This window comes from Micromonospora arida, from assembly GCF_042873195.1.
Lineage (GTDB): Bacteria > Actinomycetota > Actinomycetes > Mycobacteriales > Micromonosporaceae > Micromonospora > Micromonospora arida.
This window is the reverse complement of the sequence record NZ_JBIALC010000003.1, coordinates 548,234-572,423: the sequence shown is the minus strand read 5'-3', so window position 1 is coordinate 572,423 and position 24,190 is coordinate 548,234. Positions and strand designations below refer to the sequence as shown.

27 protein-coding genes and 1 riboswitch are annotated in these 24,190 nt (G+C 72.0%); of the genes, 19 read left to right on the top strand and 8 right to left on the bottom strand.

Annotation, left to right across the window (positions count from 1 at the left end; all coding sequences use genetic code 11):
* The 8 genes from ACFYP0_RS13885 (at position 1) to ACFYP0_RS13850 (ending at position 7,447) form a co-directional block, all read left to right on the top strand.
* Positions 1 to 360 carry a histidine triad nucleotide-binding protein gene (locus ACFYP0_RS13885; RefSeq protein WP_282257130.1) on the top strand — a complete coding sequence of 120 codons (360 nt, stop codon included), beginning with the start codon at positions 1 to 3 and terminating at the stop codon, positions 358 to 360.
* Positions 357 to 1,757, top strand: a complete 1,401-nt coding sequence (locus tag ACFYP0_RS13880; protein WP_386995954.1) for a serine hydrolase domain-containing protein — start codon at positions 357 to 359, stop codon at positions 1,755 to 1,757. The genes ACFYP0_RS13885 and ACFYP0_RS13880 overlap by 4 nt, the downstream gene beginning before the upstream one ends.
* A gap of 129 nt (positions 1,758 to 1,886) precedes the next feature.
* Complete coding sequence (locus ACFYP0_RS13875) at positions 1,887 to 2,945, top strand: PhoH family protein (RefSeq protein WP_124861046.1); 1,059 nt, start codon at positions 1,887 to 1,889, stop codon at positions 2,943 to 2,945.
* A 15-nt stretch (positions 2,946 to 2,960) separates the two neighbouring features.
* Positions 2,961 to 3,434, top strand: coding sequence for an rRNA maturation RNase YbeY (gene ybeY / locus ACFYP0_RS13870; protein ID WP_030491788.1), 474 nt, complete (start codon positions 2,961 to 2,963; stop codon positions 3,432 to 3,434).
* Positions 3,410 to 4,834 (top strand): hemolysin family protein, encoded by a 1,425-nt coding sequence (locus tag ACFYP0_RS13865; RefSeq protein WP_356979920.1) that lies wholly within the window; start codon positions 3,410 to 3,412, stop codon positions 4,832 to 4,834. The genes ybeY and ACFYP0_RS13865 overlap by 25 nt, the downstream gene beginning before the upstream one ends.
* The gene (locus tag ACFYP0_RS13860) at positions 4,827 to 5,213 is read left to right on the top strand and encodes a cytidine deaminase (RefSeq protein ID WP_112588259.1); all 387 of its coding nucleotides are present in this window, start codon (positions 4,827 to 4,829) and stop codon (positions 5,211 to 5,213) included. The genes ACFYP0_RS13865 and ACFYP0_RS13860 overlap by 8 nt, the downstream gene beginning before the upstream one ends.
* Before the next feature lie 5 nt (positions 5,214 to 5,218).
* Complete coding sequence (era, locus tag ACFYP0_RS13855) at positions 5,219 to 6,115, top strand: GTPase Era (protein ID WP_091409997.1); 897 nt, start codon at positions 5,219 to 5,221, stop codon at positions 6,113 to 6,115.
* A gap of 153 nt (positions 6,116 to 6,268) precedes the next feature.
* Complete coding sequence (locus ACFYP0_RS13850; protein WP_124861042.1) at positions 6,269 to 7,447, top strand: acyltransferase family protein; 1,179 nt, start codon at positions 6,269 to 6,271, stop codon at positions 7,445 to 7,447.
* On the opposite strand, the gene ACFYP0_RS13845 is transcribed toward ACFYP0_RS13850, so the two are convergent.
* A complete protein-coding gene (locus ACFYP0_RS13845; RefSeq protein WP_124861040.1) occupies positions 7,434 to 8,243 on the bottom strand; it encodes a DUF4097 family beta strand repeat-containing protein in 810 nt (269 codons plus the stop codon). The genes ACFYP0_RS13850 and ACFYP0_RS13845 overlap by 14 nt on opposite strands.
* Before the next feature lie 102 nt (positions 8,244 to 8,345).
* On the opposite strand from ACFYP0_RS13845, the gene recO reads away from it, so the two are divergent.
* The 5 genes from recO (at position 8,346) to ACFYP0_RS13820 (ending at position 11,476) form a co-directional block, all read left to right on the top strand.
* Complete coding sequence (gene recO / locus ACFYP0_RS13840) at positions 8,346 to 9,212, top strand: DNA repair protein RecO (protein WP_091409749.1); 867 nt, start codon at positions 8,346 to 8,348, stop codon at positions 9,210 to 9,212.
* A 4-nt stretch (positions 9,213 to 9,216) separates the two neighbouring features.
* Positions 9,217 to 10,029, top strand: a complete 813-nt coding sequence (locus ACFYP0_RS13835) for an isoprenyl transferase (RefSeq protein ID WP_091409745.1) — start codon at positions 9,217 to 9,219, stop codon at positions 10,027 to 10,029.
* Between the two features lie 71 nt (positions 10,030 to 10,100).
* Positions 10,101 to 10,286, top strand: a complete 186-nt coding sequence (locus ACFYP0_RS13830) for a hypothetical protein (RefSeq protein ID WP_386995950.1) — start codon at positions 10,101 to 10,103, stop codon at positions 10,284 to 10,286.
* Between the two features lie 204 nt (positions 10,287 to 10,490).
* Positions 10,491 to 10,718, top strand: a complete 228-nt coding sequence (locus ACFYP0_RS13825; protein WP_091409742.1) for a thioredoxin reductase — start codon at positions 10,491 to 10,493, stop codon at positions 10,716 to 10,718.
* Positions 10,715 to 11,476, top strand: a complete 762-nt coding sequence (locus tag ACFYP0_RS13820; RefSeq protein WP_112677214.1) for a pirin family protein — start codon at positions 10,715 to 10,717, stop codon at positions 11,474 to 11,476. Before ACFYP0_RS13825 ends, ACFYP0_RS13820 begins: the two co-directional genes overlap by 4 nt.
* 192 nt (positions 11,477 to 11,668) lie before the next feature.
* On the opposite strand, the gene gndA is transcribed toward ACFYP0_RS13820, so the two are convergent.
* Positions 11,669 to 13,111: an NADP-dependent phosphogluconate dehydrogenase gene (gndA, locus tag ACFYP0_RS13815; RefSeq protein ID WP_386995947.1), complete on the bottom strand. Its 1,443-nt coding sequence runs from the start codon at positions 13,109 to 13,111 to the stop codon at positions 11,669 to 11,671.
* Positions 13,112 to 13,300: 189 nt separating this feature from the next.
* The gene (locus tag ACFYP0_RS13810; protein ID WP_124853362.1) at positions 13,301 to 13,597 is read right to left on the bottom strand and encodes a thiamine-binding protein; all 297 of its coding nucleotides are present in this window, start codon (positions 13,595 to 13,597) and stop codon (positions 13,301 to 13,303) included.
* 290 nt (positions 13,598 to 13,887) lie between these two features.
* On the opposite strand from ACFYP0_RS13810, the gene ACFYP0_RS13805 reads away from it, so the two are divergent.
* Complete coding sequence (locus tag ACFYP0_RS13805; protein ID WP_356979841.1) at positions 13,888 to 14,394, top strand: hypothetical protein; 507 nt, start codon at positions 13,888 to 13,890, stop codon at positions 14,392 to 14,394.
* 230 nt (positions 14,395 to 14,624) lie between these two features.
* On the opposite strand, the gene ACFYP0_RS13800 is transcribed toward ACFYP0_RS13805, so the two are convergent.
* The 3 genes from ACFYP0_RS13800 to ACFYP0_RS13790 form a co-directional block, all read right to left on the bottom strand.
* Positions 14,625 to 15,425: an energy-coupling factor transporter transmembrane component T family protein gene (locus tag ACFYP0_RS13800; protein WP_386995944.1), complete on the bottom strand. Its 801-nt coding sequence runs from the start codon at positions 15,423 to 15,425 to the stop codon at positions 14,625 to 14,627.
* Positions 15,422 to 16,855 carry an ABC transporter ATP-binding protein gene (locus tag ACFYP0_RS13795; RefSeq protein ID WP_386995941.1) on the bottom strand — a complete coding sequence of 478 codons (1,434 nt, stop codon included), beginning with the start codon at positions 16,853 to 16,855 and terminating at the stop codon, positions 15,422 to 15,424. The genes ACFYP0_RS13800 and ACFYP0_RS13795 overlap by 4 nt, the downstream gene beginning before the upstream one ends.
* 129 nt (positions 16,856 to 16,984) lie before the next feature.
* Positions 16,985 to 17,578, bottom strand: coding sequence for an ECF transporter S component (locus tag ACFYP0_RS13790; protein ID WP_356979835.1), 594 nt, complete (start codon positions 17,576 to 17,578; stop codon positions 16,985 to 16,987).
* 74 nt (positions 17,579 to 17,652) lie between these two features.
* Positions 17,653 to 17,757, bottom strand: a riboswitch (TPP riboswitch).
* Between the two features lie 107 nt (positions 17,758 to 17,864).
* Here ACFYP0_RS13790 and ACFYP0_RS13785 point away from each other — a divergent pair.
* The 5 genes from ACFYP0_RS13785 (at position 17,865) to ACFYP0_RS13765 (ending at position 22,995) form a co-directional block, all read left to right on the top strand.
* Complete coding sequence (locus ACFYP0_RS13785; protein WP_386995937.1) at positions 17,865 to 18,686, top strand: alpha/beta fold hydrolase; 822 nt, start codon at positions 17,865 to 17,867, stop codon at positions 18,684 to 18,686.
* 29 nt (positions 18,687 to 18,715) lie between these two features.
* Positions 18,716 to 19,522, top strand: coding sequence for an aminoglycoside N(3)-acetyltransferase (locus tag ACFYP0_RS13780; protein WP_386995934.1), 807 nt, complete (start codon positions 18,716 to 18,718; stop codon positions 19,520 to 19,522).
* Positions 19,519 to 20,268, top strand: coding sequence for a sugar isomerase domain-containing protein (locus ACFYP0_RS13775; protein WP_091409712.1), 750 nt, complete (start codon positions 19,519 to 19,521; stop codon positions 20,266 to 20,268). Before ACFYP0_RS13780 ends, ACFYP0_RS13775 begins: the two co-directional genes overlap by 4 nt.
* Before the next feature lie 139 nt (positions 20,269 to 20,407).
* On the top strand, positions 20,408 to 20,911 hold the full coding sequence (locus tag ACFYP0_RS13770; protein ID WP_124859953.1) for a DUF6328 family protein: 504 nt from the start codon (positions 20,408 to 20,410) through the stop codon (positions 20,909 to 20,911).
* An 86-nt stretch (positions 20,912 to 20,997) separates the two neighbouring features.
* Entirely contained in the window at positions 20,998 to 22,995 is a 1,998-nt protein-coding gene (locus ACFYP0_RS13765) for an acyl-CoA dehydrogenase family protein (protein ID WP_386995932.1), read from the top strand.
* 105 nt (positions 22,996 to 23,100) lie between these two features.
* Here ACFYP0_RS13765 and ACFYP0_RS13760 read toward each other — a convergent pair whose 3' ends face one another.
* Together ACFYP0_RS13760 and ACFYP0_RS13755 are read right to left on the bottom strand one after the other, a co-directional pair.
* The gene (locus tag ACFYP0_RS13760; protein ID WP_167493739.1) at positions 23,101 to 23,268 is read right to left on the bottom strand and encodes a hypothetical protein; all 168 of its coding nucleotides are present in this window, start codon (positions 23,266 to 23,268) and stop codon (positions 23,101 to 23,103) included.
* 207 nt (positions 23,269 to 23,475) lie between these two features.
* Complete coding sequence (locus tag ACFYP0_RS13755; protein WP_356979823.1) at positions 23,476 to 24,084, bottom strand: hypothetical protein; 609 nt, start codon at positions 24,082 to 24,084, stop codon at positions 23,476 to 23,478.
* Between the last annotated feature and the right edge of the window lie 106 nt (positions 24,085 to 24,190).

Genomic DNA, 24,190 nt, shown 5'->3' with positions numbered 1-24,190 from the left:
ATGGGATCCGACTGCCTGTTCTGCCGCATCGTCGCCGGGGAGATCCCGGCCACCGTGGTCCGGGAGACCGACACCACGCTCGCCTTCCGCGACATCGACCCGAAGGCGCCGGTGCACGTCCTGGTCATTCCGAAGGAGCACTACGCCGACGTCGCCACGCTCGCCCAGGGTGACCCGGCGCTGGCCGCCGACGTGCTGGCGACGTCCGCCGCCGTGGCCGAGGACGAGGGGCTGCTCGGCGATGGTTTCCGGCTGATGTTCAACACCGGCGCGTACGGCGGCCAGGAGGTCTTCCACGCGCACGCGCACCTGCTCGGCGGTGCGCCTCTCGGCCCGATGCTCGCCCGGGACCTGGCGTGAGCGAGCGCGCTCCCGCGCCGGACGGTCGTGGCAACGAGCACCTGGACCGGTTGGTCCGGCGGGTGCAGGCCGAGGCCCGGGTGCCCGCTGTGTCGGCGGCGCTGCACCGGGCCGACCGACCGCTCTGGAGCCGCACCGTCGGCGAGACCGGCACCGACAGCCCTCTGGGCGCGGGCACCCAGTTCCGGATCGGCTCGATCACCAAGACGTTCACCGCGGTGCTGGTCCTGCAGTGCCGCGACGACGGGCTGCTGGACCTGGACGACCCGGTGGGCCGGCACCTGGACCTTCCGGCGCACGGCGAGCTGACCGTACGCCGGTTGCTGTCGCATACCGGTGGCCTGCAACGCGAGCCGTTCGGCGATGTGTGGGACAGCCTGCGCGCACCGGACGACGACCAACTGGTCGCCGAGTTGGACCGGGCCGAGCGGGTGCTGCCGACCGGCCGGCGGTTCCACTACTCCAACCTGGGCGTGGCCGTACTCGGCCAACTCGTCGCCCGACTCCGGGGCGGCAGCTGGGCGCAGGCGCTCACCGAGCGGATCCTGACGCCGCTGGAGCTGACCGACACCACGGTGACCCCACGGCCGGCGGCGGCCACCGGGTTCCTGGTCGACGCGTACTCCGACGAGGCGCACCCGGAACCGCCGACCGACTTCGGCGCCGTCGGCCCGGCCGCGCAGCTCTGGAGCACCGCGACCGACATGGCCCGCTGGGCGGCGTTCCTGGCCGACCCGGCGGCGCTGGACCCGGCCGGCGCGGTCCTCGCCCCGGCCACCCTGGACGAGATGCGCTGGCCGCTGACCACCACCGACGAGACGCTCTGGGGCGCGGGCTTCGGGCTCGGGCTGATCCTCATCCCGCAGGGGGAGCGGGTGATGCACGTGGGGCACGACGGGGCGATGCCCGGGTTCCTCGCCGGGGCGTACGGCCGCCGTGGCGGTGACGGTACGCCCGGCGCGATGGGCGCCGCTGTGCTCGGCTCGTCCGGCACAGCGACCGAACTGTTCGACCTGTCGCACCGGCTGCTCGCCGCGGCGGTCGAGCACGACCCGGCCGAGATCGAGCCCTGGCGACCCGGCGCACCCGCGCCGGCGGCCCTGCGGGGTGCGCTCGGCCGCTGGTGGGGCGAGGGCTCCGAGTACGTCTTCTCCTGGCACGACGGCACCCTGCGGGCGCGCGGGGTCGGTGACCCGACCGGACGCCCACCGGCGATCTTCACCCCGCTGCCGGACCAGCCGGACGTGTTCCGGGTGGTCTCCGGTCGGGAGGTCGGTGAGCTGCTGCGGCTGACCCGGGACGAGGCCGGCGCGGTGGTCCGGATGCACTGGGCGACGTACCGGTTCACCCGCCACCAGGAGACCTTCGACCGGTACGACTTCCGGGCCGGGAGTTGATCGCGGCCAGCGGAAATGGGCGCGATGCGCCCCGCGTTGAACCGATACGATGGGTGTAACGTCCGCACGCCAGCCAGCAGGCCGGCGCCGAGATCGAGAGCAGGTGCGCAGGGCCCTTCGGCCCAACCTATGACCGGCACCCCACCTCCCGGCCCGCCCCGGGTGCAGACCAGGATCACCGTGCCCGACCCGAAGATCATGGTCAATCTGCTCGGCGCAGGCGACGAGATCCTCAGGCTCGTCGAACGCTCGGTCAACAGTGACGTGCACGTTCGCGGCAACGAGATCACCATCACCGGTGACCCCGCGGACAACGCCCTCGCCGAGCGGGTCTTCAGCGAGCTCCTCGAACTCATCGAGAAAGGCGAGACCCTGACCAGTGACGCCGTCCGGCGTACCGTCGGCATGCTCGAGCAGGGCAGCGCCGAGCGGCCCGCCGAGGTCCTGACACTCAACATCCTCTCCCGGCGCGGGCGCACCATCCGCCCCAAGACGCTCGGGCAGAAGAAGTACGTCGACGCGATCGACACCCACACCATCGTCTTCGGCATCGGTCCGGCCGGCACCGGAAAGACCTACCTGGCGATGGCGAAGGCCGTCCAGGCGTTGCAGGCCAAGCAGGTCAACCGGATCATCCTCACCCGGCCGGCGGTCGAGGCGGGCGAGCGACTGGGCTTCCTGCCCGGCACGCTCAACGAGAAGATCGACCCGTACCTGCGTCCGCTCTACGACGCGCTGCACGACATGCTCGACCCGGAGACCATCCCGAAGCTGATGGCCGCCGGCACGATCGAGGTCGCCCCCCTCGCCTACATGCGGGGTCGGACGCTCAACGACGCGTTCATCATCCTGGACGAGGCGCAGAACACGACGCCCGAGCAGATGAAGATGTTCCTCACCCGACTCGGCTTCAACTCCAAGATCGTCGTGACCGGTGACATCACCCAGGTGGACCTTCCCGGCGGGACGAGCAGCGGCCTGCGGGTGGTTCGGGAGATCCTGGAAAACGTCGATGACGTGCACTTCTCCCAGTTGTCCAGCTCTGACGTGGTCCGCCACCAGCTGGTCGGGGAGATCGTCGACGCGTACGCCCGCTGGGACGCCGAGCGGGAGAACCAGCAGGCGCAGGGCGTTCACGCCGTGCCCGGGCGACCCGCCCAGGGCGGCCGGGCCGGCCGCCGCCGCTAAAGCAGAGGAAAGCAGTTGTCCATCGAGATCGCCAACGAGTCCGGTGTCGACGTCGACACCGACGCCGTGCTCGCCGTCGCCCGGCACGCCCTCGACGAGATGGGGGTCAACCCCCTCGCCGAGCTGTCCGTGCTGCTGGTCGACATCGACTACATGACCGAGCTGAACCACCGCTGGATGGGTGGCGACGGCCCGACCGACGTGCTCGCCTTCCCCATGGACGAGGGCAGCGTCGACCACGGCCCGGGTGAGTCCGCACCTGCCGGCGGCGAGCCCGCCCTGCTCGGCGACATCGTGCTCTGCCCGGAGGTGGCGGCCAAGCAGGCGGCGACCGCCGGGCACGCACCGGCCGACGAGTTGCACCTGCTCACCGTGCACGGGGTGCTGCACCTGCTCGGCTACGACCACGCCGAGCCGGAGGAGGAGCGGGAGATGTTCGCACTCCAGGCTCGGCTGTTGGCGAGCTGGCGGTCGACCCGCACCCAGTGATGTCCACTCCTCCGTTACTCGCGGCCGGCGCTACCGCCGGCCTTCCCGACTTTCAGCTGATCGTCTTCGCGGCCGGTCTGGTGGTGCTGGCCGGCCTGATCGCGATGACCGAGGCGGCCCTCGCCGCGGTCTCACCGGCCCGCGCCGCCGAGCTGGCCCGCGACGGCGTACGCGGCGCCCGTACCCTCCAGGTCGTGGCCGGCGACGTCGTCCGGCACCTCAACCTGCTCCTGCTGTTGCGGCTGCTCGCCGAGCTGACCGCCACCACACTGGTGGCGCTCGTGGCGGTGGACAGCTTCGGCGCCGGGTGGCGGGCCGCGCTGGTGACCGCCGGCGCGATGACAGTGGTCAGCTTCGTGGTGGTGGGCGTCGCCCCGCGCACCATCGGCCGGCAGCACGCCTACGCCGTGGGTCGTGCGGTGGCGCCGCTGGTCCGCTGGCTGGGTCGGGCGCTCAACCCGCTCGCGTCGCTGCTGATCCTGATCGGCAACGCGGTCACCCCGGGGCGCGGCTTCCGGGAAGGTCCGTTCGCCACCCAGGTGGAGCTGCGGGAGCTGGTCGACCTGGCCGAGCAGCGCGGCGTTGTCGAGCACGGCGAACGCCAGATGATCCACTCCGTCTTCGCCCTCGGCGACACCATCGCCCGTGAGGTGATGGTGCCGCGTACCGAGATGGTGTGGATCGAGGAGGGCAAGACGCTCGCGCAGGCGCTGGCGCTCTTCCTGCGCTCCGGTTTCTCCCGCATCCCGGTGATCGGCGAGAGCGTCGACGACGTGTTGGGCGTGCTCTATCTCAAGGACCTGATCCGGCGCTCCCGTGGCGGGGACCCGGGGGCCGAGCAGTTGCCGGTGGCCGAGCTGATGCGCCCGGCGACCTTCGTACCGGAGTCCAAGCCGGTCGACGACCTGCTGTCCGAGATGCAGGCGGCCCGCAACCACCTGGTCATCGTGGTCGACGAGTACGGCGGCACCGGCGGTCTGGTCACCATCGAGGACATCCTCGAGGAGATCGTCGGTGAGATCACCGACGAGTACGATGTCGAGCGCCCGCCCGTCGAACGTCTGGCGGACTCCTCGGTGCGGGTGACCGCTCGCCTGCCGGTGGAGAATCTCGGCGAGATGTTCGACACCAACCTGCCCACCGACGAGGTGGAGACGGTCGGCGGCCTGCTCGCCCAGTCGCTGGGGCGGGTGCCGATCCCGGGTGCCGAGGCCGAGGTCGCCGGTCTCCGCCTGGTCGCCGAGGGCACCACCGGCCGGCGCAACCGGATCGACACCGTCCTGGTCAGCCGGGTGGAGCCGGGCGATGAGCAGGACACCGCGGGGCGCGGCGAGCACGCCGGCCCCGGGGACGACACGGACAACTATCGAGACGACGAGAGGCAACCCGCCGATGCCTGACACACCCGCCGCGCCTGTCGCCCGGCCCACCCCCACCGCGTCGGGCGCGCTGAGCGCCGAGGACGGCAAGCTCGTCGTCCTCGCCCGGGGAGCCCGCGCGCGGGTCGGCGCCGTGGAGGGCGCCGCGGTCCGCGACCAGGACGGCCGGACGTACGCGGCGGCCAGTGTCGCGCTGCCGTCGCTGACGCTCACCGCGTTGCAGTTGGCGGTCGCTTCGGCCGTGGCGGCCGGGGCGAGTCGGCTGGAGGCGGCGGTGGTGGTGACCGAGGCGTCGACGCTGGATGGTGCCGGGCACGCGGCGGTACGGGACCTCGCGGCGGACGCACCGGTCCACGTGGCCGCTCCGGACGGCACGGTCCTCGGCACGGTGACCCAGTGAGCCCGGTGCAGGATCCGGAGGCGCGTCCGTACCGGGCCGGGTTCGGCTGCTTCGTCGGTCGCCCCAACGCCGGCAAGTCGACGCTGACCAACGCCATCGTCGGCACCAAGATCGCCATCACCTCGAACAAGCCGCAGACCACCCGGCACGTCATCCGGGCGGTGCTGCACCGACCGGAGTCGCAGCTGGTCCTCGTCGACACGCCAGGCCTGCACCGCCCCCGTACGCTGCTCGGCGAACGTCTCAACGACCTGGTCCGGTCCACCTGGACCGAGGTCGACGTGATCGGCCTGTGCATCCCGGCCGACGAGCCGGTCGGGCGCGGTGACCGGTTCATCACCGGCGAGTTGGCCGAGTTGAAGGCGACAGTGCTGGCGGTGGTCACCAAGACCGACCTGGTGGACAAGCGTCGCCTGGCCGAGCAGCTGCTGGCGGTCAGCAAGATGGGGGAGTTCGCCGAGATCGTGCCGGTGAGCGCGGTGTCCGGGCACCAGGTGGACACCCTCGTCGACGTGATGACCAAGTACCTGCCGCCGTCGCCGCAGCTCTATCCGGACGACATGCTCACCGACGACCCCGAGCAGGTGCTGGTCGCCGAGCTGATCCGCGAGGCCGCCCTGGAGGGGGTCCGCGACGAGCTGCCGCACTCCATCGCCGTGGTGGTGGAGGAGATGATCCCCGAGGGTCAGGTCATGAAGATCTACGCCGACCTGTACGTGGAGCGGCCCAGCCAGAAGGCCATCGTGCTCGGGCACAAGGCGAGTCGGCTCAAGGAGGTCGGCACCAACGCCCGCAAGCAGATCGAGGAGCTGCTCGGCGGTCGGGTCTACCTCGACCTGCACGTGCGGGTCGCGAAGGATTGGCAGCGCGACCCGAGGCAACTGCGCAAGCTGGGCTTCTGACCCACCTCGTCGGCGGTGCCCGACCGGCGGCACGATCGCCTTCGGTCGGGCAGCCGGGGATGTTCACGCCCCGTTTGAGGTGGCTGTCGTTTGGTGCGGGCGCCACGCAGGGTAGGAAAGTTGTGCCCCGCGTCCCCGACCGAGTGCAGGCTGATGCGCAACAGGTACCTCGACATCCTCCGTGCCCTGGCCATCGTTCGGGTGGTGGTTTACCACGTCACCGGATGGGCGACCCTCACCCTCGTCTTCCCCGCCATGTCGGTGATGTTCGCGCTGGCAGGCTCGCTGATGGCCGCGTCGCTGACCCGGGTCGGGCCGGCGGCGGTCGGGCGTCGGCTGCGTCGACTGCTGCCGTCGCTGTGGGTGCTCGCGGTGGTCTTCGTGCCGGCCATGATGTTCAGCGGGTTGTCGGTGAGCCCTCGGGTGCTGCTGTGGCTGTTCCCGATCGCCGACCCGCCGGCCAACAACTGGGGCGCGCTGGCGCTGAGCATCATCTGGTACCTGCGTGACTATCTGTGGTTCGTGCTCGCTTCGCCGGTCGCGTTCTGGCTGTTCCGGCGTGCCCCGCTGATGACCCTGCTCGCCCCGTACCTCCTGCTGGTGACGATCGAGGTGGGGATCTACCCGGCGCCGCCGGTGCTGCGGGAGTTCGGGCTCTACTTCGGCGCGTGGCTGCTCGGCTTCGCCCACCACGCCGGGATGCTGCGCCGGCTCTCCGGCCGGCTGCTGTACCCGGTGGCGCTCGCCCTCGCCGTGGGCGGCGGCGCCTGGATCGTCGAGCATCCCGGTCCGCGCGGGTACGACCTGAACGACAACCCCCTGGGCAACGCCCTCTGGTCGGCCGCGTTCATCCTGATCGTGCTGGGCCGGGCGCCGGCCGGGGTGGCCTGGCTGAGCCGGAGCCGACTGGTCGACCGGGCGGTGACAGTGCTCAACCGGCGGGCGCTCACCGTCTACCTCTGGCACATGCCGTTCGTGGTGGCGCTCACTCCGCTGGTCGACGTGGTGGGCTGGTCCCACCAGGACCCGGTGGGCCTGGCCATCCGGGTACTGCTGGTCTTCGCTCTGGTCGGGCTGGTCACCCTGGCCGTCGGTTGGGTCGAGGACGTCGCCGCCCGCCGCCGCCCGGAGCTGATCCCCGGTGGCACGGCGCAGCCCGCCGACGCTGGGGGCCGGCCGGGTGCCGACGCGGCGGTCCGGCCGGGTGCCGAGGGTGCGGCCCGGCCGGGTGCCGACGCGGCGGGCGGTGCCGGGGCGACCGTCGGACGAGCGGTGGTGCCGTCGCAGCGGACGGCAGGGGAGGCGGCCAGCGTCGAGATCAACGCTCGCTGATCGTGAGGTTGCCGCTGTTGGCCGAACCGTCGAGCACCAGGGACGCCGCCGGGTTGTCGGCGACGGTGACGGTCTCGTCGCCGGAGTCGGCGTTGGACCGGACCCGGTAGCTGCCCTGCGGCACCACCAGCGTGACGTCACCACTGGAGGCGTGGACCCGGGCCGAGGCGGGCTTGTCCAGCTCCACGTTGACATTGCCCGAGCTGGCCTCGGCGTCGACAGTGCCGCCCAGCCGGCGTGCGGTGATGTCTCCGGAAGAGGCGCGCAGCCGTACCGCCGCGGCGGCCTCGCTCACCTCGATGTTGCCGGAACGGGCCTCCACCCCGACCGCGCCCGACGCGCCGGAGATCCGCACGTCGCCCGAGCTCACCTGTAGGTCCACGGTGCCGACCCGGCTCAACTCGACGTTGCCGGAGCTGGTCTCGCCCTGCACCGCCACACCCTCGGGCACCGTCACCTCGTAGGAGATGCTGCACCGCGAGCCACAGTCGGTGTTCAGCACCAGCTCGCTGCCCTTGATCTCGTAGCGGGTGTTGTCCGGTTCACCGCCCTGGTAACGAACCACTCGCTTGATCCGCACCTCGGACGCCGCGCCGGTGCCGCGGACCACCACGTCGCCCGACCCCCCGGAGACCCGGATCGTGGTGATCCGGACCGCCTCGGTGTTGTCGTAGTCGAGCCGACGGAACGACAGGTTGTCGCACCCGGCGAGCACGATGAGGCTGGTGGCGAGCCCTAGCGCGACGGGAGCGGCGACGCGACGACGGCGGGGGGTGGTGGTCAGGTGCAGTGCCATGACCAGCACGCTACGGCCGAGCACGAGGCGGCCGCATCGGGGTTCATCCGCGCTTGCACCCCGAACCAACCCTGATTTCACACCCCGAGGGAGAATGGCCCGATGGCCGGGTATCGCCGACAGCTCTACCGCGACGACGCGGTGGTGCTGCGTGTGCAGAAGCTCGGCGAGTCCGACCGGATCATCACCCTGCTCACCCGCCGGCACGGCCGGCTGCGCGCGGTGGCTCGAGGGATCCGCCGCACCACCAGCAAGTTCGGTGCCCGGCTGGAGCCGTTCGGCCACGTCGACCTCCAGCTCGCCGGTGACCCGAAGGGCAACCACGGCAGTTCTCTGCACACCGTGAGTCAGGTCGAGGGCATCGACCTGTACGGCAAACGGTTCCTGGGCGACTATCCGCGCTATACGGCGGCCAGCGCGATCGCCGAGACCGCCGAGCGCCTGACCCCGGTGGAACGGGAGCCGTCGCTGCGGCTGTTCCAGCTCACCATCGGCGCGTTGAAGGCGCTGTCCCGGGGCGAACACGCCACCACCCTGGTGCTCGACGCGTACCTGCTGCGCGGGATGTCCCTGGCCGGCTGGGCGCCGGCGCTGGTCGCCTGCGCGGTCTGCGGCACGCCCGGGCGGCACCGGGCGTTCTCGGTTCCGGCCGGCGGCGCGGTCTGTCCCGATTGCCGGCCACCCGGGGCGGCTCATCCCGCCCCGGCCACCATCGATCTGATGTCCGCGCTGACCTCCGGCGACTGGGTGATCGCCGACGCCACCGACGCCGCCGTACGTCGGGAGTGCAGTGGGCTGGTCGCGGCTCACCTGCAGTGGCACCTGGAGCGCGCGCTACGCTCGCTGCCGCTGGTCGACCGGGGTTCCTCGGCGGCCGGCACGGCCCCGCCGCCGGAGGGCACCGGGGCCGTGGTGCTCCGGCCACGTGGCGACGTCGAGGCCGGGGCGGACGGCGCGAACAGGGAGTGACCGAGTGATCCGATCGAAGAAGGCCGGCCGGCGCGAGCCGACCCCGCCGGTGCCACACCCGTCCGGGGCCCGCCCCCCGGCGCTGCCCACCGAGGCGGTGCCGAAGCACGTGGCGGTGGTGATGGACGGCAACGGCCGCTGGGCCAAGGACCGCGGGCTGCCCCGCACCAAGGGGCACGAGGCGGGGGAGCACAGCCTCTTCGACACCATCGAGGGCGCCATCGAGATGGGCATCCCGTACCTGTCGGCGTACGCGTTCTCCACGGAGAACTGGCGGCGCTCGCCCGACGAGGTCCGGTTCCTGATGGGGTTCAACCGGGACGTGATCCGTCGCCGCCGTGACCAGCTGGTCGACCTGGGCGTACGGGTGGTGTGGTCGGGCCGGCCCGGTCGGCTGTGGAAGAGCGTCATCTCCGAGTTGCAGACCGCCGAGGAGATGTCCCGCGACAACTCGACGCTGACCCTGCAGTTCTGCGTCAACTACGGCGGGCAGGCCGAGATCGGTGACGCCGCCGCCGCGATCGCCCGGGACGTGGCGGCCGGCCGGCTGGATCCGGCGAAGGTCACCGAGAAGACCGTGGCGAAGTACCTCTACCACCCGGAGATCCCGGAGGTGGACCTGTTCCTGCGCCCTTCCGGGGAGGAGCGGATCTCCAACTTCCTGCTCTGGCAGACCGCGTACGCCGAGTTGGTCTTCCTGGACACGCTCTGGCCCGACTTCGACCGCCGCCACCTCTGGTACGCGTGCGAGTTGTACGCCCAGCGGGACCGACGCTTCGGCGGCGCGCTGCCCAACCCGGTCGCCCCGGTTATCTGAGCCGACGCGCTTACCCGCACGTCGCTATGGGTATCAGAGACGTCAGAAGCCACTGACGGAGGTGAACCCACATGATCCAGAAGCGCATTGCCCAGTGGGCGGTGGTGGCCATCGCGGTGCCGGTGGCCGCAGCCGGTGCCCGCCGGCTCAGCCACACCCTGGAGGCCCGGCGTGGTCCCTCCGGGGCGACCCGGTTGCTGACCAAGGGTGCGGACCTGATGCGTCCGCAGAAGGCCAAGCGCCGCCGCTTCTTCTGACCGACCCCCAGCTGTCCCAACGCCGCCCGCACTCCCGTGCGGGCGGCGTTGTCGCGTCCCCCTTGGTGCCGAGGGGCCTGGGCAAGCGCCACGGCGACCATCAAGGCTTGGCACCGAGCGGGGGTGGTGTGCTCGTTTCGGGGTCCTGCGCAAGGGCGGCGGGTAGGGTCCGGAGGTGGTGGGACGACGGCGGTTGGGGGGCAGATGCGTGATCTCCGCTTCAAGATGATCATGGCGTTGAACGCCGCCGACCTGGGCGACCCGATCTGCGAGCAGGTGGCCGAGATCTGTGCCGAGATCGCCGAGCAGCACTGCGCCGAGTTCGGCCACACACCGCAGCTGCGCACCGGTGAGATCGCCGAACTGGCCACCGGCGAGCCGGCCCTGACCTGGGCGCCGTCGACCCCCGACGCCGGGCAGCGTGCCTGGTGACCGCGCCCGCACCCGCGGTCGACATCCGTCGTGCCGACGATCGCTTCGCCACCCGGATCTCCTGGCTGGACTCCAAGCACTCCTTCTCGTTCTCCCGGCACTACGACCCGGCCAACACCCACCACGGCCTGCTGCTGGTCAACAACGACGACGTGGTCCGACCGGGGGCCGGCTTCGAAACCCACCCCCACCAGGACATGGAGATCGTGACCTGGGTGCTGCGCGGTTCCCTGGTGCACCAGGACTCCACCGGGCACTCCGGGGTGATCTACCCGGGTCTGGCCCAGCGGATGAGCGCCGGCACCGGCATCCTGCACTCGGAGAAGAACGACGCCTGGCGGCTCAACAACCAGGAGCCGCACACCGACCCGGTGCACTTCGTGCAGATGTGGGTGCTCCCCGACGAGCAGGGCGTCGACCCCGGCTACGAGCAACTGGAGATCGAGGACGAGCTGCTCCGCGGGGGTCTGGTGCCGATCGCCTCCGGGATGGACCGCTACGACGGCGCGTCCGCGATCCGGATCCGCAACCGGTACGCGACCCTGCACGCCGCCCGTCTCGCCCCCGGCGACGAGGTCACCATCCCGGACGCGCCCTACGTGCACCTCTACGTGCCCAACGGCACGGTGACCCTGGAGGGCAGCGGTCCGCTCGGCAGTGGCGACGCCGCCCGGCTCACCATGACCGGTGGCCGGCGGGTGACCGCCGACGAACCGGCCGAGATCCTCGTCTGGGAGATGCACGCCACGGTCGCCTGACCGCTACCGGTTCGCACCTGCCGTCTCCCTAGATCACGCTGGAACATGGATGTAGTGGCCTCCACGGAGAGGGAGGCCACTACATCCTGGATCAAGCACGATCTTGCAGGGCGTCGCGCGCGGGGCGTCGCGCGCGGGGCGTCGCGCGCAGGGCGTCGCGCGCAGGGCGTCGCGCGCAGGGCGCCGCCCCGGCTACGCCGGCGACTCGGTGCGGTCGGCGGCCCAGGTTGTGTGGAACGAGCCGTCGCGGTCCACCCGCTGGTAGGTGTGCGCGCCGAAGTTGTCCCGCAGACCCTGGATCAGCGCGGCGGGCAGCCGCTCCGCGCGCAACGCGTCGAAGTACGCCAGCGACGACGAGAACGCCGGCGTCGGCACACCCGCCCGGGTCGCGTCGGCCACCACCCGCCGCCAGCTCGGCACGCCAGCGCTGACCGCCTCGGCGAAGTACGGCGCCACCAGCAGCGTCGGCAGGTCGGGCTGCTCGTCGTACGCCTCACGGATCCGGTTGAGGAAGCGGGCCCGGATGATGCAGCCGCCTCGCCAGATCGTCGCGGTGCCGCCGAGGTCGATGTCCCAGTTGTATTCCTGGCTGCCCGCGCGGATGTGGTCGAAGCCCTGCGCGTACGCGACGATCTTGGAAGCGAGCAGCGCCCGGCGGACGTCCTCGACGAAGGTGTCCCGGTCGGTCACCTGCCACTTCTCACCCGCGTCGGGGAACGCCCGGCGGGCCGCCTCGCGCTGGTCGACGTGCCCGGAGAGCGAGCGGGCGAAGGTCGCCTCGGCGATCCCGGTGATCGGGATGCCCAGGTCCAGGGCGCTCTGCACGGTCCACCGACCGGTGCCCTTCTGCTCGGCCCGGTCCTGCACGATGTCCACGAACGCCCGGCCGGTCGCCGCGTCGGTGTGCGCGAGCACGTCGGCAGTGATCTCGATGAGGAACGACTCCAGCTCGCCGTTGTTCCACTCCCGGAAGATCTCCGCGATCTCGGCCGGCGTCGCGTCCAGGCCGGCCCGGAGCAGGTCGTACGCCTCGGCGATGAGCTGCATGTCGGCGTACTCGATGCCGTTGTGCACCATCTTGACGAAGTGCCCGGCGCCGTCCGGCCCGACGTGCGTGCAGCACGGCACGCCGTCCACCTGGGCGGCGATCTTCTCGAACATCGGCCCGAGCTTCGCGTACGACTCGGCGGAGCCGCCCGGCATGATGCTCGGCCCGCGCAGCGCGCCCTCCTCGCCGCCGGAGACGCCGGTGCCGCTGAAGTGCAGCCCCTGCGCCCGCAGTGCCTCCTCGCGGCGGCGGGTGTCGGCGAAGTGGGCGTTGCCGCAGTCGACGACGATGTCGCCCTCGTCGAGAAGAGGCACCAACTCGTCGATCACCGCGTCGGTGGGCGCGCCGGCCTTCACCATGACGATGACCGCGCGGGGTCGTTCCAGTGACGCCACGAAATCGGCCATCGTCTCGCCCGGCAGGAACGTGCCCTCGTCGCCGTGCTCGGCGACCAGGCTGCGGGTGCGCTCCGGTGAGCGGTTGTGCACTGCCACCGTGAAGCCGTTGCGGGCCAGGTTGCGGGCCACGTTGCGACCCATCACCGCCAGCCCGGTCACACCGATTTGTGCCCTCGCCTGATCAGCCATTCGTGCCGCCACCTCTCGTCACACCACTATCAGCGTTTGGAAACTTACCGTGATGTGAGCCGATACGGACCAGTGACGGACGTCCCGTTACTGGACGTGATGTGGACGTTGCCGGTGGCGGCTCGGGCCCTCGGCGGTGGTCGGTATGCCCCGCGCAGGGAAAGTTGTCGTCGTCCCGCGCCGCGCGTGTCAGCCTTCGACGAGACGGGCTTCGATTCGGGCGATCTTCCCGGTCAGCGCGTCGGTGACCCCGGGCCGGACGTCGGCCTTGAGCACCACACTCACCCGGGGCGCCTGCGCGGCGACCACGTCGACCGCCCGCTTCACCACCGCCATCACCTCGTCCCACTCGCCCTCGATGGTGGTGAACATGGCATCGGTCCGGTTGGGCAGGCCGGACGCACGGACCACCCGCACCGCCTCGGCGACCAGGTCACCCACGGAGTCGTCACCGCCGAGCGGGGTGATCGAGAACGCGATCAGCATCTGCCGATCGTGCCAGTAAAAACGGATGCGCGTCGGTCCGGCGGTGGCTACGGTACGAACATGCGTAACTGACGCCCCACTTCCGAGCCGTCCCGCCGTCCCGCGTCGCGGTCCGTGCGCTCCCGGGCGTCCCGCATTCCCTCCCCGCCGTTCGGCGGCGATGGCCCTGCCTGACCCCGGTGAGCAGTCCCTTCCCCATTCGACCGTCGCGCAACGGCGGTCACCAGCCGATCCGACCGACCGCCGCAGCGCGGGACCGGCCGTGCCGGACGGCATTGAAGGAGGCCCGGATGCCTGCCAGGCGTAACCCGAAGAAGACCCGTACCCCGAGAGCGACGCCGCTCGGCGTCGACCCGGCGGCCGGCCACGGCCCGCTCCCAACCACCCTCCCCGCCCTCGACCTCGCGGTCGAACCGGCCCTGCCGGCGGTGCTGGTGGAACCGGCCGCACTGGCCGAGCCGGCGCTGCTGGCGGCACTGGCCGAGCCGGCGCTGCCGGCGGCACTGGCCGAGCCGGCGCTGCCGGCGGCCGTCCTGGACGAGGTGGCGCTGCCGGTCGTCGTGCCGACAGCGGTCGATGTGACGACAGTCGTCGAGGTGCCGACAGCGGTCGATGTGCCGGCGGTCGTCGAGGTGCCGGCGGTCGTCGACGCGCCGACGATGCGAGATCTGCCGAAGCCGACCGGGCGACCGAAGGCACCGACGGCCGGCCCGCCGCAGGGTGGCGGCAACCGCTCCGGCGGCGGCCGCAGCCAGCAGGCCGGCCAGGCCCGCCGCTACGCCTTCCGCCGCAGCTGACCGAGCCACCTCCCGGCCCGCTGTGCGTGGCGGGCGCTGGGTGGTGACGGCAACATCAGGGATGTAGTGGCCTCCGCCGCCAACGAGGCCACTACATCAATGATGTTGTGCGGATCTTGCCGGCAAGCAGCGGGCGGGCAGCAGCGGACGGCAGCAGCGGGCGGCGGGCAGCAGCGGGCGGCGGGCGGCAGCGGGCTGCGGGCAGCAGGCAGGTAGCCGGCGGGGCGGACTCAGCTGATCAGCGGGCGGAAGGTGCCCAGGAGGACGCTCGTGGTCAGGGCGGCCGCGGCGAGGACGACCGCGCCGGCGATGAGGAGGACATCGGCGCGGGTGAAGTGCTGCCGGCGGGCGACGGTACGGGGTGTGCCGGCGTCGAAGCCCCGCGCGTCCATCGCCACCGCCAGCCGGGTGCCTCGGCGGATCGCCCCCACCAGCAGCGCGAACGCCGTGGAGGCGAAGAGCCGCAGCTTCGCCACCGGGTTGCGTCCCGCGTCTACGCCCCGCGCGCGTCGAGCCATGCTGATCATCTGCCACTCCTGACCGAGCAGCGGCACCAGCCGGAACGCGGCCAGCGCCCCGATGGCGAACCGGGCCGGCGCCTTCGCGTTCTGGATCAGTGCGTCGGCCAGGTCGGTGGGGTCGGTGGTCGCGAAGACGATCACACCGGGCAGGGCCACCGCGAACACCCGCAGCACCAGGCCGAGCGCGGTGAGCAGGACGCCGGTGCTCACCAGCACCGGTCCCGCGTCCAGCAGGACCCGGCCGGACCGGTCGGCCGCGAACAGCACCAGGGTGACCAGGATGCCGGCGGCACTGAGCAGCAGCGGCAAGGCCCGCCGGGCCAGCACCCGGTAGCGGATGCCGAACAGCGGCAGGACGGCCAGTTCGAGGGCGATGGCGATCGCCGGGGCCACCGGGTCCAGGGTCGCCAGCAGGGTGAACGAGAAGACGAGTGCGGCGGCGACCTTCGCCACCGGGTTGCGGCGGGCCAACGGCGCGTCCGGCGCGGCGACCGGCTCGATGCTGATCATTGGTGGTGGTCCGGGGCGCGGTGCAGGGTGACGGTGCGGTCGGCGAGCGCGGCGACGAAGTCCGCGTCGTGGGTGACAGTGACCACGCCGTGCCCGGCGTCGCGCAGGTCGGCGAAGAGGTCGACCAGCTCCCGCCAGGTCCGCCGGTCCTGGCCGAAGGTGGGTTCGTCGCAGATCAGCAGGCGTGGCGCGGTGGCCAGGGCCGTCGCCACGCTCAGCCGCCGCGCCTCACCACCCGAGAGGGTGTACGGGTTGGCGGCGGCGAGGCGGGCCAGCCGCAGCCGGTCCAGCAGCCCGGCCACGGTCTCCTTGACGGTCGCCTCGGGTTGACCGGTGCGGCGCGGGCCCAGCGCCAGCTCGTCGAAGACCGTGCTGGTCACGAACTGGTGCTCCGGATCCTGGAAGACCGACCCGATCCGTCGGGCCAACGCGGGTGCCCGCCACCGGTGCGGGGGAGTGCGGTGGTCCGCGCCGGCCAACTCGGCGGACGCGGTGACCCGCCCGTTGCCCGGTCGGAGCAGACCGCCGAGCAGCAACGCCAGGGTGGACTTGCCGGCGCCATTCGGTCCGCGTACGGCGAGTGCTTCACCGGCGCGTACCGCCAGGTCGGTGGAGCCCAGCCGCGGCGGCAGGCCGAGCCGGTCGGCGGTGAGCAACACCTCCCCGGGGCCGGCGGTGGCCGGCCGGGGCGCGACGGGGTGACCGGGCACCCAGACCCCCTCGGCGGCCAGGGCGGCGCCGTGGGCGGCGAAGACCGCCTCGGGTGTGCCGTCCGCGCGGACGCCGCCGCCCGGTTCCAGGACTACCACCCGGTCAACCAGCGGCAGTGCCTCGGCGACCCGGTGCTCGACCAGGATCAGTGTGGTGTCGGCGTCCAGCGCGCCGGCCACCGCGTGCCGGACCAGCTCGGCCCCGGCCGGGTCGAGGTTGGCGGTCGGCTCGTCGAGCAGCAGCAGCAGGGCGGGGCGCAGGGCCAGCGCGCCGGCCAGGGCGAGGCGTTGCTGCTCGCCGCCGGAGAGCGCCGCGGTGTGGCGGTCCCGGGAGTACGGGAAGCCGACCCGGTGCAGCGCCTCGTCCACCCGGGGCCAGATCTCGTCGGCCGGCACGCCCCGGTTCTCCAGCCCGAACGCGACGTCGTCGCCGCAGCGCGCCATCACCAGTTGGGTCTCCGGGTCCTGGAAGACGATGCCGACCCGTTCCCGCCCCTTGCGCGGGTCGAGCCCGTCGATCTCGACGGTGCCCTCCTGCTCGCCGGAGTCCTCAGGAAGCAGCCCGGCCAGGGCGCTGAGCAGGGTGCTCTTGCCGGCCCCGGAGGGCCCGAGAAGCAAAACCCGCTCCCCAGCCTCAACCCGCAGATCAACGCCCCGAACGGCCCAGGCGCGCCGCCCAGCGTGCCGCCACCCGAACCCCCGCAGCAGTACCCCGCCCACCAACCCACCCCTCCAACCACCCAACCGCCCCCCACCCCACCCCACCCTGCACGGTCGATCATGAGGTTGACGGTGGTTATGAAGATCCATCCGCCCGTCAACCTCATGATCGACGCGAGTGGGTGTGGGTTAGATCAGGGCTCGGTTTCGGCCTGCGGGGAAGCGGTCCAGGACGCCGGTGTTGGCCAGGGCCTTCGTGAGCAGCCAGCCGCCCAGGCCGGCGATCACGGTGGCGCTGACGATGGTGAGCAGCGCGTACGGGATGCGGTAGTCGGTCAGCGCGTAGTCGACGTTCCAGACGAAGAAGTCGAACAGCGCGGCGCTGAGGCCGGTCAGCGCGCCCGCGAACACCGCGGTCGGCAGCCGGAACGACCGGTACCGGAAGGCGGCGAAGGCCAGCTCGGCGCCGATGCCCTGCACGATGCCCTGCGGGATCACCGTGCCGGCCCACTGGCTGCCCAGCAGCGCGGACAGGACCGCGGCCACGGTCTCGCAGTAGAGCGCGGCGCCGGGCTTGCGGATGACCAGCCCACCGATCACCGCCGGCATCAGCCAGACGCCGTAGAGCAGCGTCTGCGCCGGCGGGAAGAAGGCGAACGCGCCCTCGGTGGCGCTCCAGACCAGGCCCCAGGCCCAGAAGATGACGCCGAAGGCGACCGCGATCACCGAGGCGACCACGATGTCGATGGTGCGCCAACGGTGTGTGTCGGGGGTGGATTTCATGTGTTGCTCCCAGTTCGTGAGTGCGAACCAGGAGAAGACGCACGCCGCGTCCGGTGGCACCGGACTGCGGCGCGGCTGGAGGTCGACCGAACTCCCTGCGCTGGCATTACCCAGATCAGGTTCGAGGGTCTGCGGGCGTGCCCGCACTCTCAGCGCTGTGCGCTCCCCTGTCGGATATGAAGTTGTCTCGCTGACGCTAACACCGACCACGGTCGCGGGCCCAGCAGGGCATCCGCCTGACCTGCGGGAGCGACCGGCCGACCGCCGGCTGGGTACGCTTCCGATCATGCGGGTTGACGCGCGAGGCTTCACATTCGAGGTGACTGTCGGCGGTCCGACGGACGGCGTACCCGTCCTGTTGCTGCACGGTTTCCCTCAGCACAGTGGCGAGTGGGACGACGTGGTGCCGGCGCTGCACGCGGGTGGGCTGCGCACGTACGCGCTGGACCAGCGCGGTTACTCACCCGGCGCCCGACCCACGGCGGTGGCCGACTACCGGATCCCCGAACTGGTCGCCGATGTGGTGGCGGTGCTCGACGCCCTCGGGTTGGATGCCGTGCACCTGGTCGGCCACGACTGGGGCGCGATCGTGGCCTGGGCGGTCGCCGCCGGGCACCCCGAGCGGGTGCACACGCTGACCGCGGTGTCCGTACCGCATCCGGCGGCCATGGCGCACGCCCTGGCCAACGACAGCCAACAGAAGGCCCGGTCGTCGTACATCGCGCTGTTCCGTAAGCCGGACAAGGCGGAGAAGGTGCTGCTGGCGTTCAACGCGACGGCGCTGCGCAAGATGCTCGGCGGGGTGGGCGACGCGAACCGGTACGCCGACCCGATGCGCGAGCCGGGTGCGCTCACGGCCGCGCTGAACTGGTACCGGGCGATGTCCCGCGCCGACCTGGCCGCCGTCGGCCCGGTCGCGGTGCCCACCACGTACGTCTGGAGTGACCGGGACATCGCCATCGGCCGGACCGCCGCCGAGGCGTGCGCGCAGAACGTCACCGGGGACTACCGCTTCGTTCAGCTGCCCGGGGTGAGTCACTGGATCCCGGACGCGGCGCCGGCCCCGCTCGCCGAGGCGATCCTGGCCCGAGCCGGCGGAACGGCCTGAGTCGTGCGGGTCACCGGGGGAGAGCCATCGTGACGACGGACGCCAGAGGGCCGGGCAGCCGTCGCTCGATCGCCGCGCAGCTGCGCGTGCTGGGCGTACGGCCCGGCGCGACGATGCTGGTGCACGCCTCGCTGCGTCCGCTGGGCTTCGTCAGCGGCGGCCCGCACGCGGTGGTGCTCGCCCTGCGCGACGCGCTCGGCCCGGACGGCACGATCGTCGTGCCCACCCACACACCGGAGAACAGCGATCCCGCCCAGTGGCGCAACCCGCCGGTGCCGGCGGACTGGTGGCCGCTGATCCGCTCGGAGATGCCCGGGTTCGACCCGGCGATCACCCCGAGCCGGTTCATGGGGGCGCTCGCCGAGACGGTCCGCGGCTGGCCCGGTGCACTGCGCAGCTCCCATCCGCAGGTGTCGTTCGCCGCGCTCGGTCCGGCCGCCGAGCAGGTGGCCGCCGGGCACACCCTGGCCGACATGCTCGGTGAGGGCTCCCCACTGGCTCGCCTCTACGACCTGGACGCCGACGTGTTGCTGCTCGGCGTGGACCACTCGGTGAGCACCTCGCTGCACCTGGCCGAATACCGCCGCCCCGGCTCGCCCCGGGAGCGGATCGGTGCCGCCGTGCGTACCGCCGACGGTGGTCGGGAGTGGGTGTGGTGGCAGGACGTACGACTCGACGCGGACGACTTCGCCGCGTTGGGCGAGGACCTGGAGGCCACCGGAGCGGTACGCACCGCACCGGTCGGCACCGGGACCGGCAGGTTGATGCGCCAGCGGGCGGCGGTCGACTTCGCGGTTCGCTGGCTGGCTCGTAATCGAACGACGGAGGACGCATGACGGTGAGTGCCGAGGACTACCTGGCCGTGGTGACCGAGACGATCGGCCGGGTGGCCGCCAGTCAGCGGGAGGCGGTGGGGCGGGCCGCCGACCTGATCGCCGAGGCCGTCCGAGCCGACGGCGTGGTGCACGCGTTCGGCACCGGGCACTCGGAGGCCCTCGCCATGGAGATCGCCGGCCGAGCCGGCGGTCTGGTGCCGACCAATCGGATCGCGCTACGCGACCTGGTGCTGCTCGGCGGCGAACCGGCCGACCGGCTGGGCCCGCTGCTGGAACGGGACCCGGCCGTCGCGCACCGCCTCTACGAGCTGGCCCCGGTGCGCCCCACCGACGTCTTCGTGCTCGCCTCGAACTCCGGGGTCAACGGCGCGATGGTGGAGTTCGCCACGCTGGTGAAGGAACACGGCCACGGGTTGGTCGCGATCACCTCGGCGCGGCACTCCGGCCGGATGGCCTCCCGGCACCCGTCCGGGCGCAAGCTGAGCGACCTCGCCGACGTGGTGCTCGACAACGGCGCGCCGTACGGCGACGCGACGCTGCCCCTGCCTGGCGGCGGCGCGGTCGGCGCGGTCTCCTCGATCACTGCGGCGCTGCTGGCGCAGCAGGTGACCGTGGAGGTGGTGGCGCGGTTGCTGGCGGCGGGGGAGCGGCCCCCGGTCTACCTGTCGGCGAACATCCCGGACGGCGACGCGCACAACAACGAGCTGGAAGCGCGGTACGCGGGCCGGATCCGACGCGGGTCCTGACACGGTGCTGGCGGCCGATCTGCGTCGCCGAGATGAACGGCCGGTGTCGTGAAGCTGTTTCGCGCTCGGCCGGGTGGGGCATTGGCGTTGCTGCCGGCGGCCGGGACCGCCGGCAGTAGCGTCTCACCGGAGGTAGCGCGTGTCCAAGGAGACCGAGAAGCAGCGCTGGCAGCGCAACTTCGCCGACCTGCTGCAGGAGTTGCGGGTCGCCCAGACCGGCGTGCAGATCCTCTTCGCCTTCCTGCTCACCCTGCCGTTCAGTAACGGGTTCACCGAGACCACCGAGTTCCAACGCGACGTCTACATCGTGGCGTTGCTCGCGGCAGCCGCCGCCACGGCAATGATCATCTCGCCGGTGGCGTTCCACCGGGCGCTGTTCCGGCAGGGGCGCAAACCGGAGCTGGTCCGCTTCGCGCACCGGATGGCCACCGGCGGCCTCGCCTTCATGCTGATCGCGATGGTCAGCGCGGTGCTGCTGATCACCGACTTCGTGTTGGACCGGCCGATCGCCTTCGTGCTCAGCGCCCTGACCGGAATCTGGTTCCTCACGTTCTGGGTGGCCCTGCCGTTCGCCCGACGCAGCTGGGGTGAGGACGACATCGACGACGATGACGACGACCCGGACACCATCGAGGGTCGCTGACCGCGTCGATCTTCACGCAGCGCTACCCCTGGGTAACAACCGGGGGTAGCGTGGCGGTAGCCGCATCGAGCTTCGAGGGGGCAGCCGTGACCACGACGCAGGATGGCCGACCGGCACCGGACGGCCCCGACTCCGAAACCACCGCCGGCGCCGCCGCGCCGCTGCCCGCGGAAGCCGGGCAGGTCACCGAGAAGGAGGCCCGGCAGGTCGCCGAGGCCGCCCGAGAGTCCACCTGGGACCGACCCAGCTTCGGCAAGGAGCTGTTCCTCGGCCGGTTCCGGCTCGACCTGATCGACCCGTGGCCCCGATCCGATCCGGACGACGTGGCTCGCGCGGAGGAGTTCCTTGGTCGGTTCCGCGCCTTCCTGACCTCCGAGGTTGATGGTGAGGCCATCGAGCGGGACGCGTCGATACCCGACTCGGTGTTCCACGGCCTGGCCGACCTCGGCGCGTTCGGCATGAAGATCGACCGCAAGTACGGCGGGCTCGGTCTGAGCAACCTGCACTACTGCCGGGCGCTCATGCTGGCCGGCTCGGTCAGCCCGGCCATCGGCGCGCTGCTCTCGGCGCACCAGTCGATCGGGGTGCCGCAGCCACTGAAGATGTTCGGCACCGCCGAGCAGAAGCAACGCTTCCTGCCCCGGCTCGCCGCCGGCGAGGTGTCCGCGTTTCTGCTCACCGAGCCGGACGTCGGCTCCGACCCGGCCCGGCTGGCCACCATCGCGGAGCCGACCGAGGACGGCACCGGTTACCGGCTCAACGGTGTGAAGCTGTGGGCCACCAACGGCATCGTGGCCACCCTGCTGGTGGTGATGGCCCGGGTGCCGGCCACCGAGGGACGTCGGGGCGGCATCACCGCGTTCGTGGTGGACGGCGACAGCCCCGGCATCACTGTCGAGCGGCGCAACGAGTTCATCGGCCTGCGCGGGCTGGAGAACAGCCTGACCCGGTTCCACGACGTGATCGTCCCCGCCGAGAACGTCATCGGTGGCGAGGGCAAGGGGCTGAAGATCGCCCTGACCACTCTGAACACCGGTCGGCTCTCGCTGCCGGCCATGTGCGTGGGCGCCGGCAAGTGGGCGTTGAACGTGGCCCGGGGGTGGGCCGCCGACCGGGTCCAGTGGGGACGGCCGGTGGGTGAGCACGAGGCGGTCGCGCAGAAGCTCTCCTTCATCGCCGCCACCACGTACGGCATGGAGACGATGCTCGACCTCTGCTGCCTGCTCGCCGACGACGACCGCAACGACATCCGGATCGAGGCGGCACTGGTCAAGCTGTACGCCAGCGAGATGGCCTGGAAGATCGCCGACGAGCTCATCCAGATCCGGGGCGGGCGCGGCTACGAGACGGCCGACTCACTGGCCGCCCGCGGCGAACGCCCGGCCGCCGTCGAGCAGATGCTGCGCGACCTGCGGATCAACCGGATCTTCGAGGGGTCCACCGAGATCATGCACCTGCTGATCGCGCGGGAGGCGGTCGACGCCCACCTGTCGGTGGCCGGCGACATCATCGACCCGGACGCGGGGCTGGGCCGCAAGGCCCGAGCCGGCGCGCGAGCGGGCGCCTTCTACGCGAAGTGGCTGCCCACCCTCGCCGTCGGTCGGGGGCAGAGCCCTTCGGCGTACGCCGAGTTCGGCCCGCTCGCCGCGCACCTGCGCCAGGTGGAGCGTTCGTCGCGCAAGCTGGCCCGTTCGACGTTCTACGCGATGTCCCGCTGGCAGGGAAAGATGGAGCGTAAGCAGGCGTTCCTCGGCCGGGTGGTGGACATCGGTGCCGAGTTGTTCGCGATGTCCGCGGTCTGCGTCCGGGCCTTCGCCGAACGGGACAGCCGCCCGGAGAACGTCGAGCTGGCCGACCTGTTCTGCCGGCAGGCGCGGGTGCGGGTGGACGCCCTGTTCGCCGCGCTCTGGGACAACACCGACTCGGTCGACACCGCCGCCGCGAAGCGCATCCTCGCCGGCCGCTACGCGAGCCTGGAGGAAGGCGTGCTCACGCCGTCCGACGAGCTGCCCTGGGTGGCCCGCTGGTCGCCCGGCCCGTCCACCGCCGAGGACGTCCGCCGCCGCATCCCGCCAAAGCCCTGAGCCCTGTCGTGCGGCCTCGCCGCCGGGTGGGTCTGCCGCTGTCTGGGCGGTGCCGTGTGGGCTCGCCGCCGTGCCGGCGCTGGTGCCGTGGGCTACCCACGTCGGTCAGCGGGAGACCGCCCAGGCCAGCACCCCCGCCAGGATCAGACCGTTGAGCCCGGCCAGGGCCAGGTACGCCGCGGGTGGGATCTTCTTGCCCCGGCGGAGGAAGGAGACCAGGACGGCGGCGTAGCCGAGCAGCAGGACGGCGATGACGACGAGGAAGTAGAACACCCGACGACTTTAGCGGCCCTGGCCGCGCAGGCCGAGTTGGCGCAGCGCGCGTCAGGGTGTCCACGGGCGCGTCGACGACGCCACAGTTCTCATGATCAAGTGATGAAAAGTAGGTTGGAGGCGGCGTGGAGACCTACTTCTCATCACTTGATCATGGCGGGGCGCGGGATCACGGCGAGGAGCGGGGCGACCTGTACTCGCGAGACCTCAGCTGCTCCGGCTGCGCAGGCCGAGTTGGCGAAGCTCCAGGGCGGCCAGCGCGTCGACTGTCGCGTCGTCGCCGCGCCGCCACGCCTCGGCGACGTCGGGGCCGATCCGGGTCAGCTGGCCCAGTGGTTGGGTGGCCAGGGCGCGCAGGGCGAGCAGGTCGCGCCCGGCCGGCCCGGTGGCCAGCTTCGCCGCCGATCCGGCCCGGCGCATCCAGCGGACCCGCAACGGCAGCCAACCGAACAGCACGATGCCGAGCGGGAAGATCAGCACCGCGACGGCGAGAGCCAGGGCGAGCTGGTCGACGAGGTGCTGCTGGTCGCGGCCGGCGTCGGCGAGCCCTCGGGCGGCGTCGGCGGCCTGCCGGAACGGCGCGGTGAGTTCGTCACCGACAAGCGGCACCCGGCGGACCTTGCTGCCGGCCTCGGCGAGGTTGTCGGCGAGCCCGCTGCCGGCGCCCTCCAACTTCTGCCCCGGTACGGCGAGCTTCTGCACCAGGTCGTGCAGCCACAGGGCGCCGCGGATCGCCACGTACACCCAGGCGACGACGAGCAGGTCGGTGAGCAACTGACGGGCGGCGGTCGGAAACCGATCGGCATAGATTTTCACGCCGGCCAGCGTGCCACGAACGGGCTGAGGGCGGCACCCGCCGGCCAGCGTGCCAGGCACCGGCCGAGGCCGGTGTCCGCCGGGAGCCGGGTCGGGTCTGCCCGCA

Bases quoted from the DNA above. Each gene is read 5' to 3' on its own strand.
- ACFYP0_RS13885 (WP_282257130.1), top strand. From the start codon at position 1: ATGGGATCCGACTGCCTGTTCTGCCGCATCGTCGCCGGGGAGATCCCG.
- ACFYP0_RS13875 (WP_124861046.1), top strand. From the start codon at position 1,887: ATGACCGGCACCCCACCTCCCGGCCCGCCCCGGGTGCAGACCAGGATC.
- ACFYP0_RS13860 (WP_112588259.1), top strand. From the start codon at position 4,827: ATGCCTGACACACCCGCCGCGCCTGTCGCCCGGCCCACCCCCACCGCG.
- ACFYP0_RS13850 (WP_124861042.1), top strand. From the start codon at position 6,269: ATGCGCAACAGGTACCTCGACATCCTCCGTGCCCTGGCCATCGTTCGG.
- ACFYP0_RS13845 (WP_124861040.1), bottom strand. From the start codon at position 8,243: ATGGCACTGCACCTGACCACCACCCCCCGCCGTCGTCGCGTCGCCGCT.
- recO (WP_091409749.1), top strand. From the start codon at position 8,346: ATGGCCGGGTATCGCCGACAGCTCTACCGCGACGACGCGGTGGTGCTG.
- ACFYP0_RS13830 (WP_386995950.1), top strand. From the start codon at position 10,101: ATGATCCAGAAGCGCATTGCCCAGTGGGCGGTGGTGGCCATCGCGGTG.
- ACFYP0_RS13825 (WP_091409742.1), top strand. From the start codon at position 10,491: ATGCGTGATCTCCGCTTCAAGATGATCATGGCGTTGAACGCCGCCGAC.
- gndA (WP_386995947.1), bottom strand. From the start codon at position 13,111: ATGGCTGATCAGGCGAGGGCACAAATCGGTGTGACCGGGCTGGCGGTG.
- ACFYP0_RS13810 (WP_124853362.1), bottom strand. From the start codon at position 13,597: ATGCTGATCGCGTTCTCGATCACCCCGCTCGGCGGTGACGACTCCGTG.
- ACFYP0_RS13805 (WP_356979841.1), top strand. From the start codon at position 13,888: ATGCCTGCCAGGCGTAACCCGAAGAAGACCCGTACCCCGAGAGCGACG.
- ACFYP0_RS13800 (WP_386995944.1), bottom strand. From the start codon at position 15,425: ATGATCAGCATCGAGCCGGTCGCCGCGCCGGACGCGCCGTTGGCCCGC.
- ACFYP0_RS13790 (WP_356979835.1), bottom strand. From the start codon at position 17,578: ATGAAATCCACCCCCGACACACACCGTTGGCGCACCATCGACATCGTG.
- ACFYP0_RS13785 (WP_386995937.1), top strand. From the start codon at position 17,865: ATGCGGGTTGACGCGCGAGGCTTCACATTCGAGGTGACTGTCGGCGGT.
- ACFYP0_RS13775 (WP_091409712.1), top strand. From the start codon at position 19,519: ATGACGGTGAGTGCCGAGGACTACCTGGCCGTGGTGACCGAGACGATC.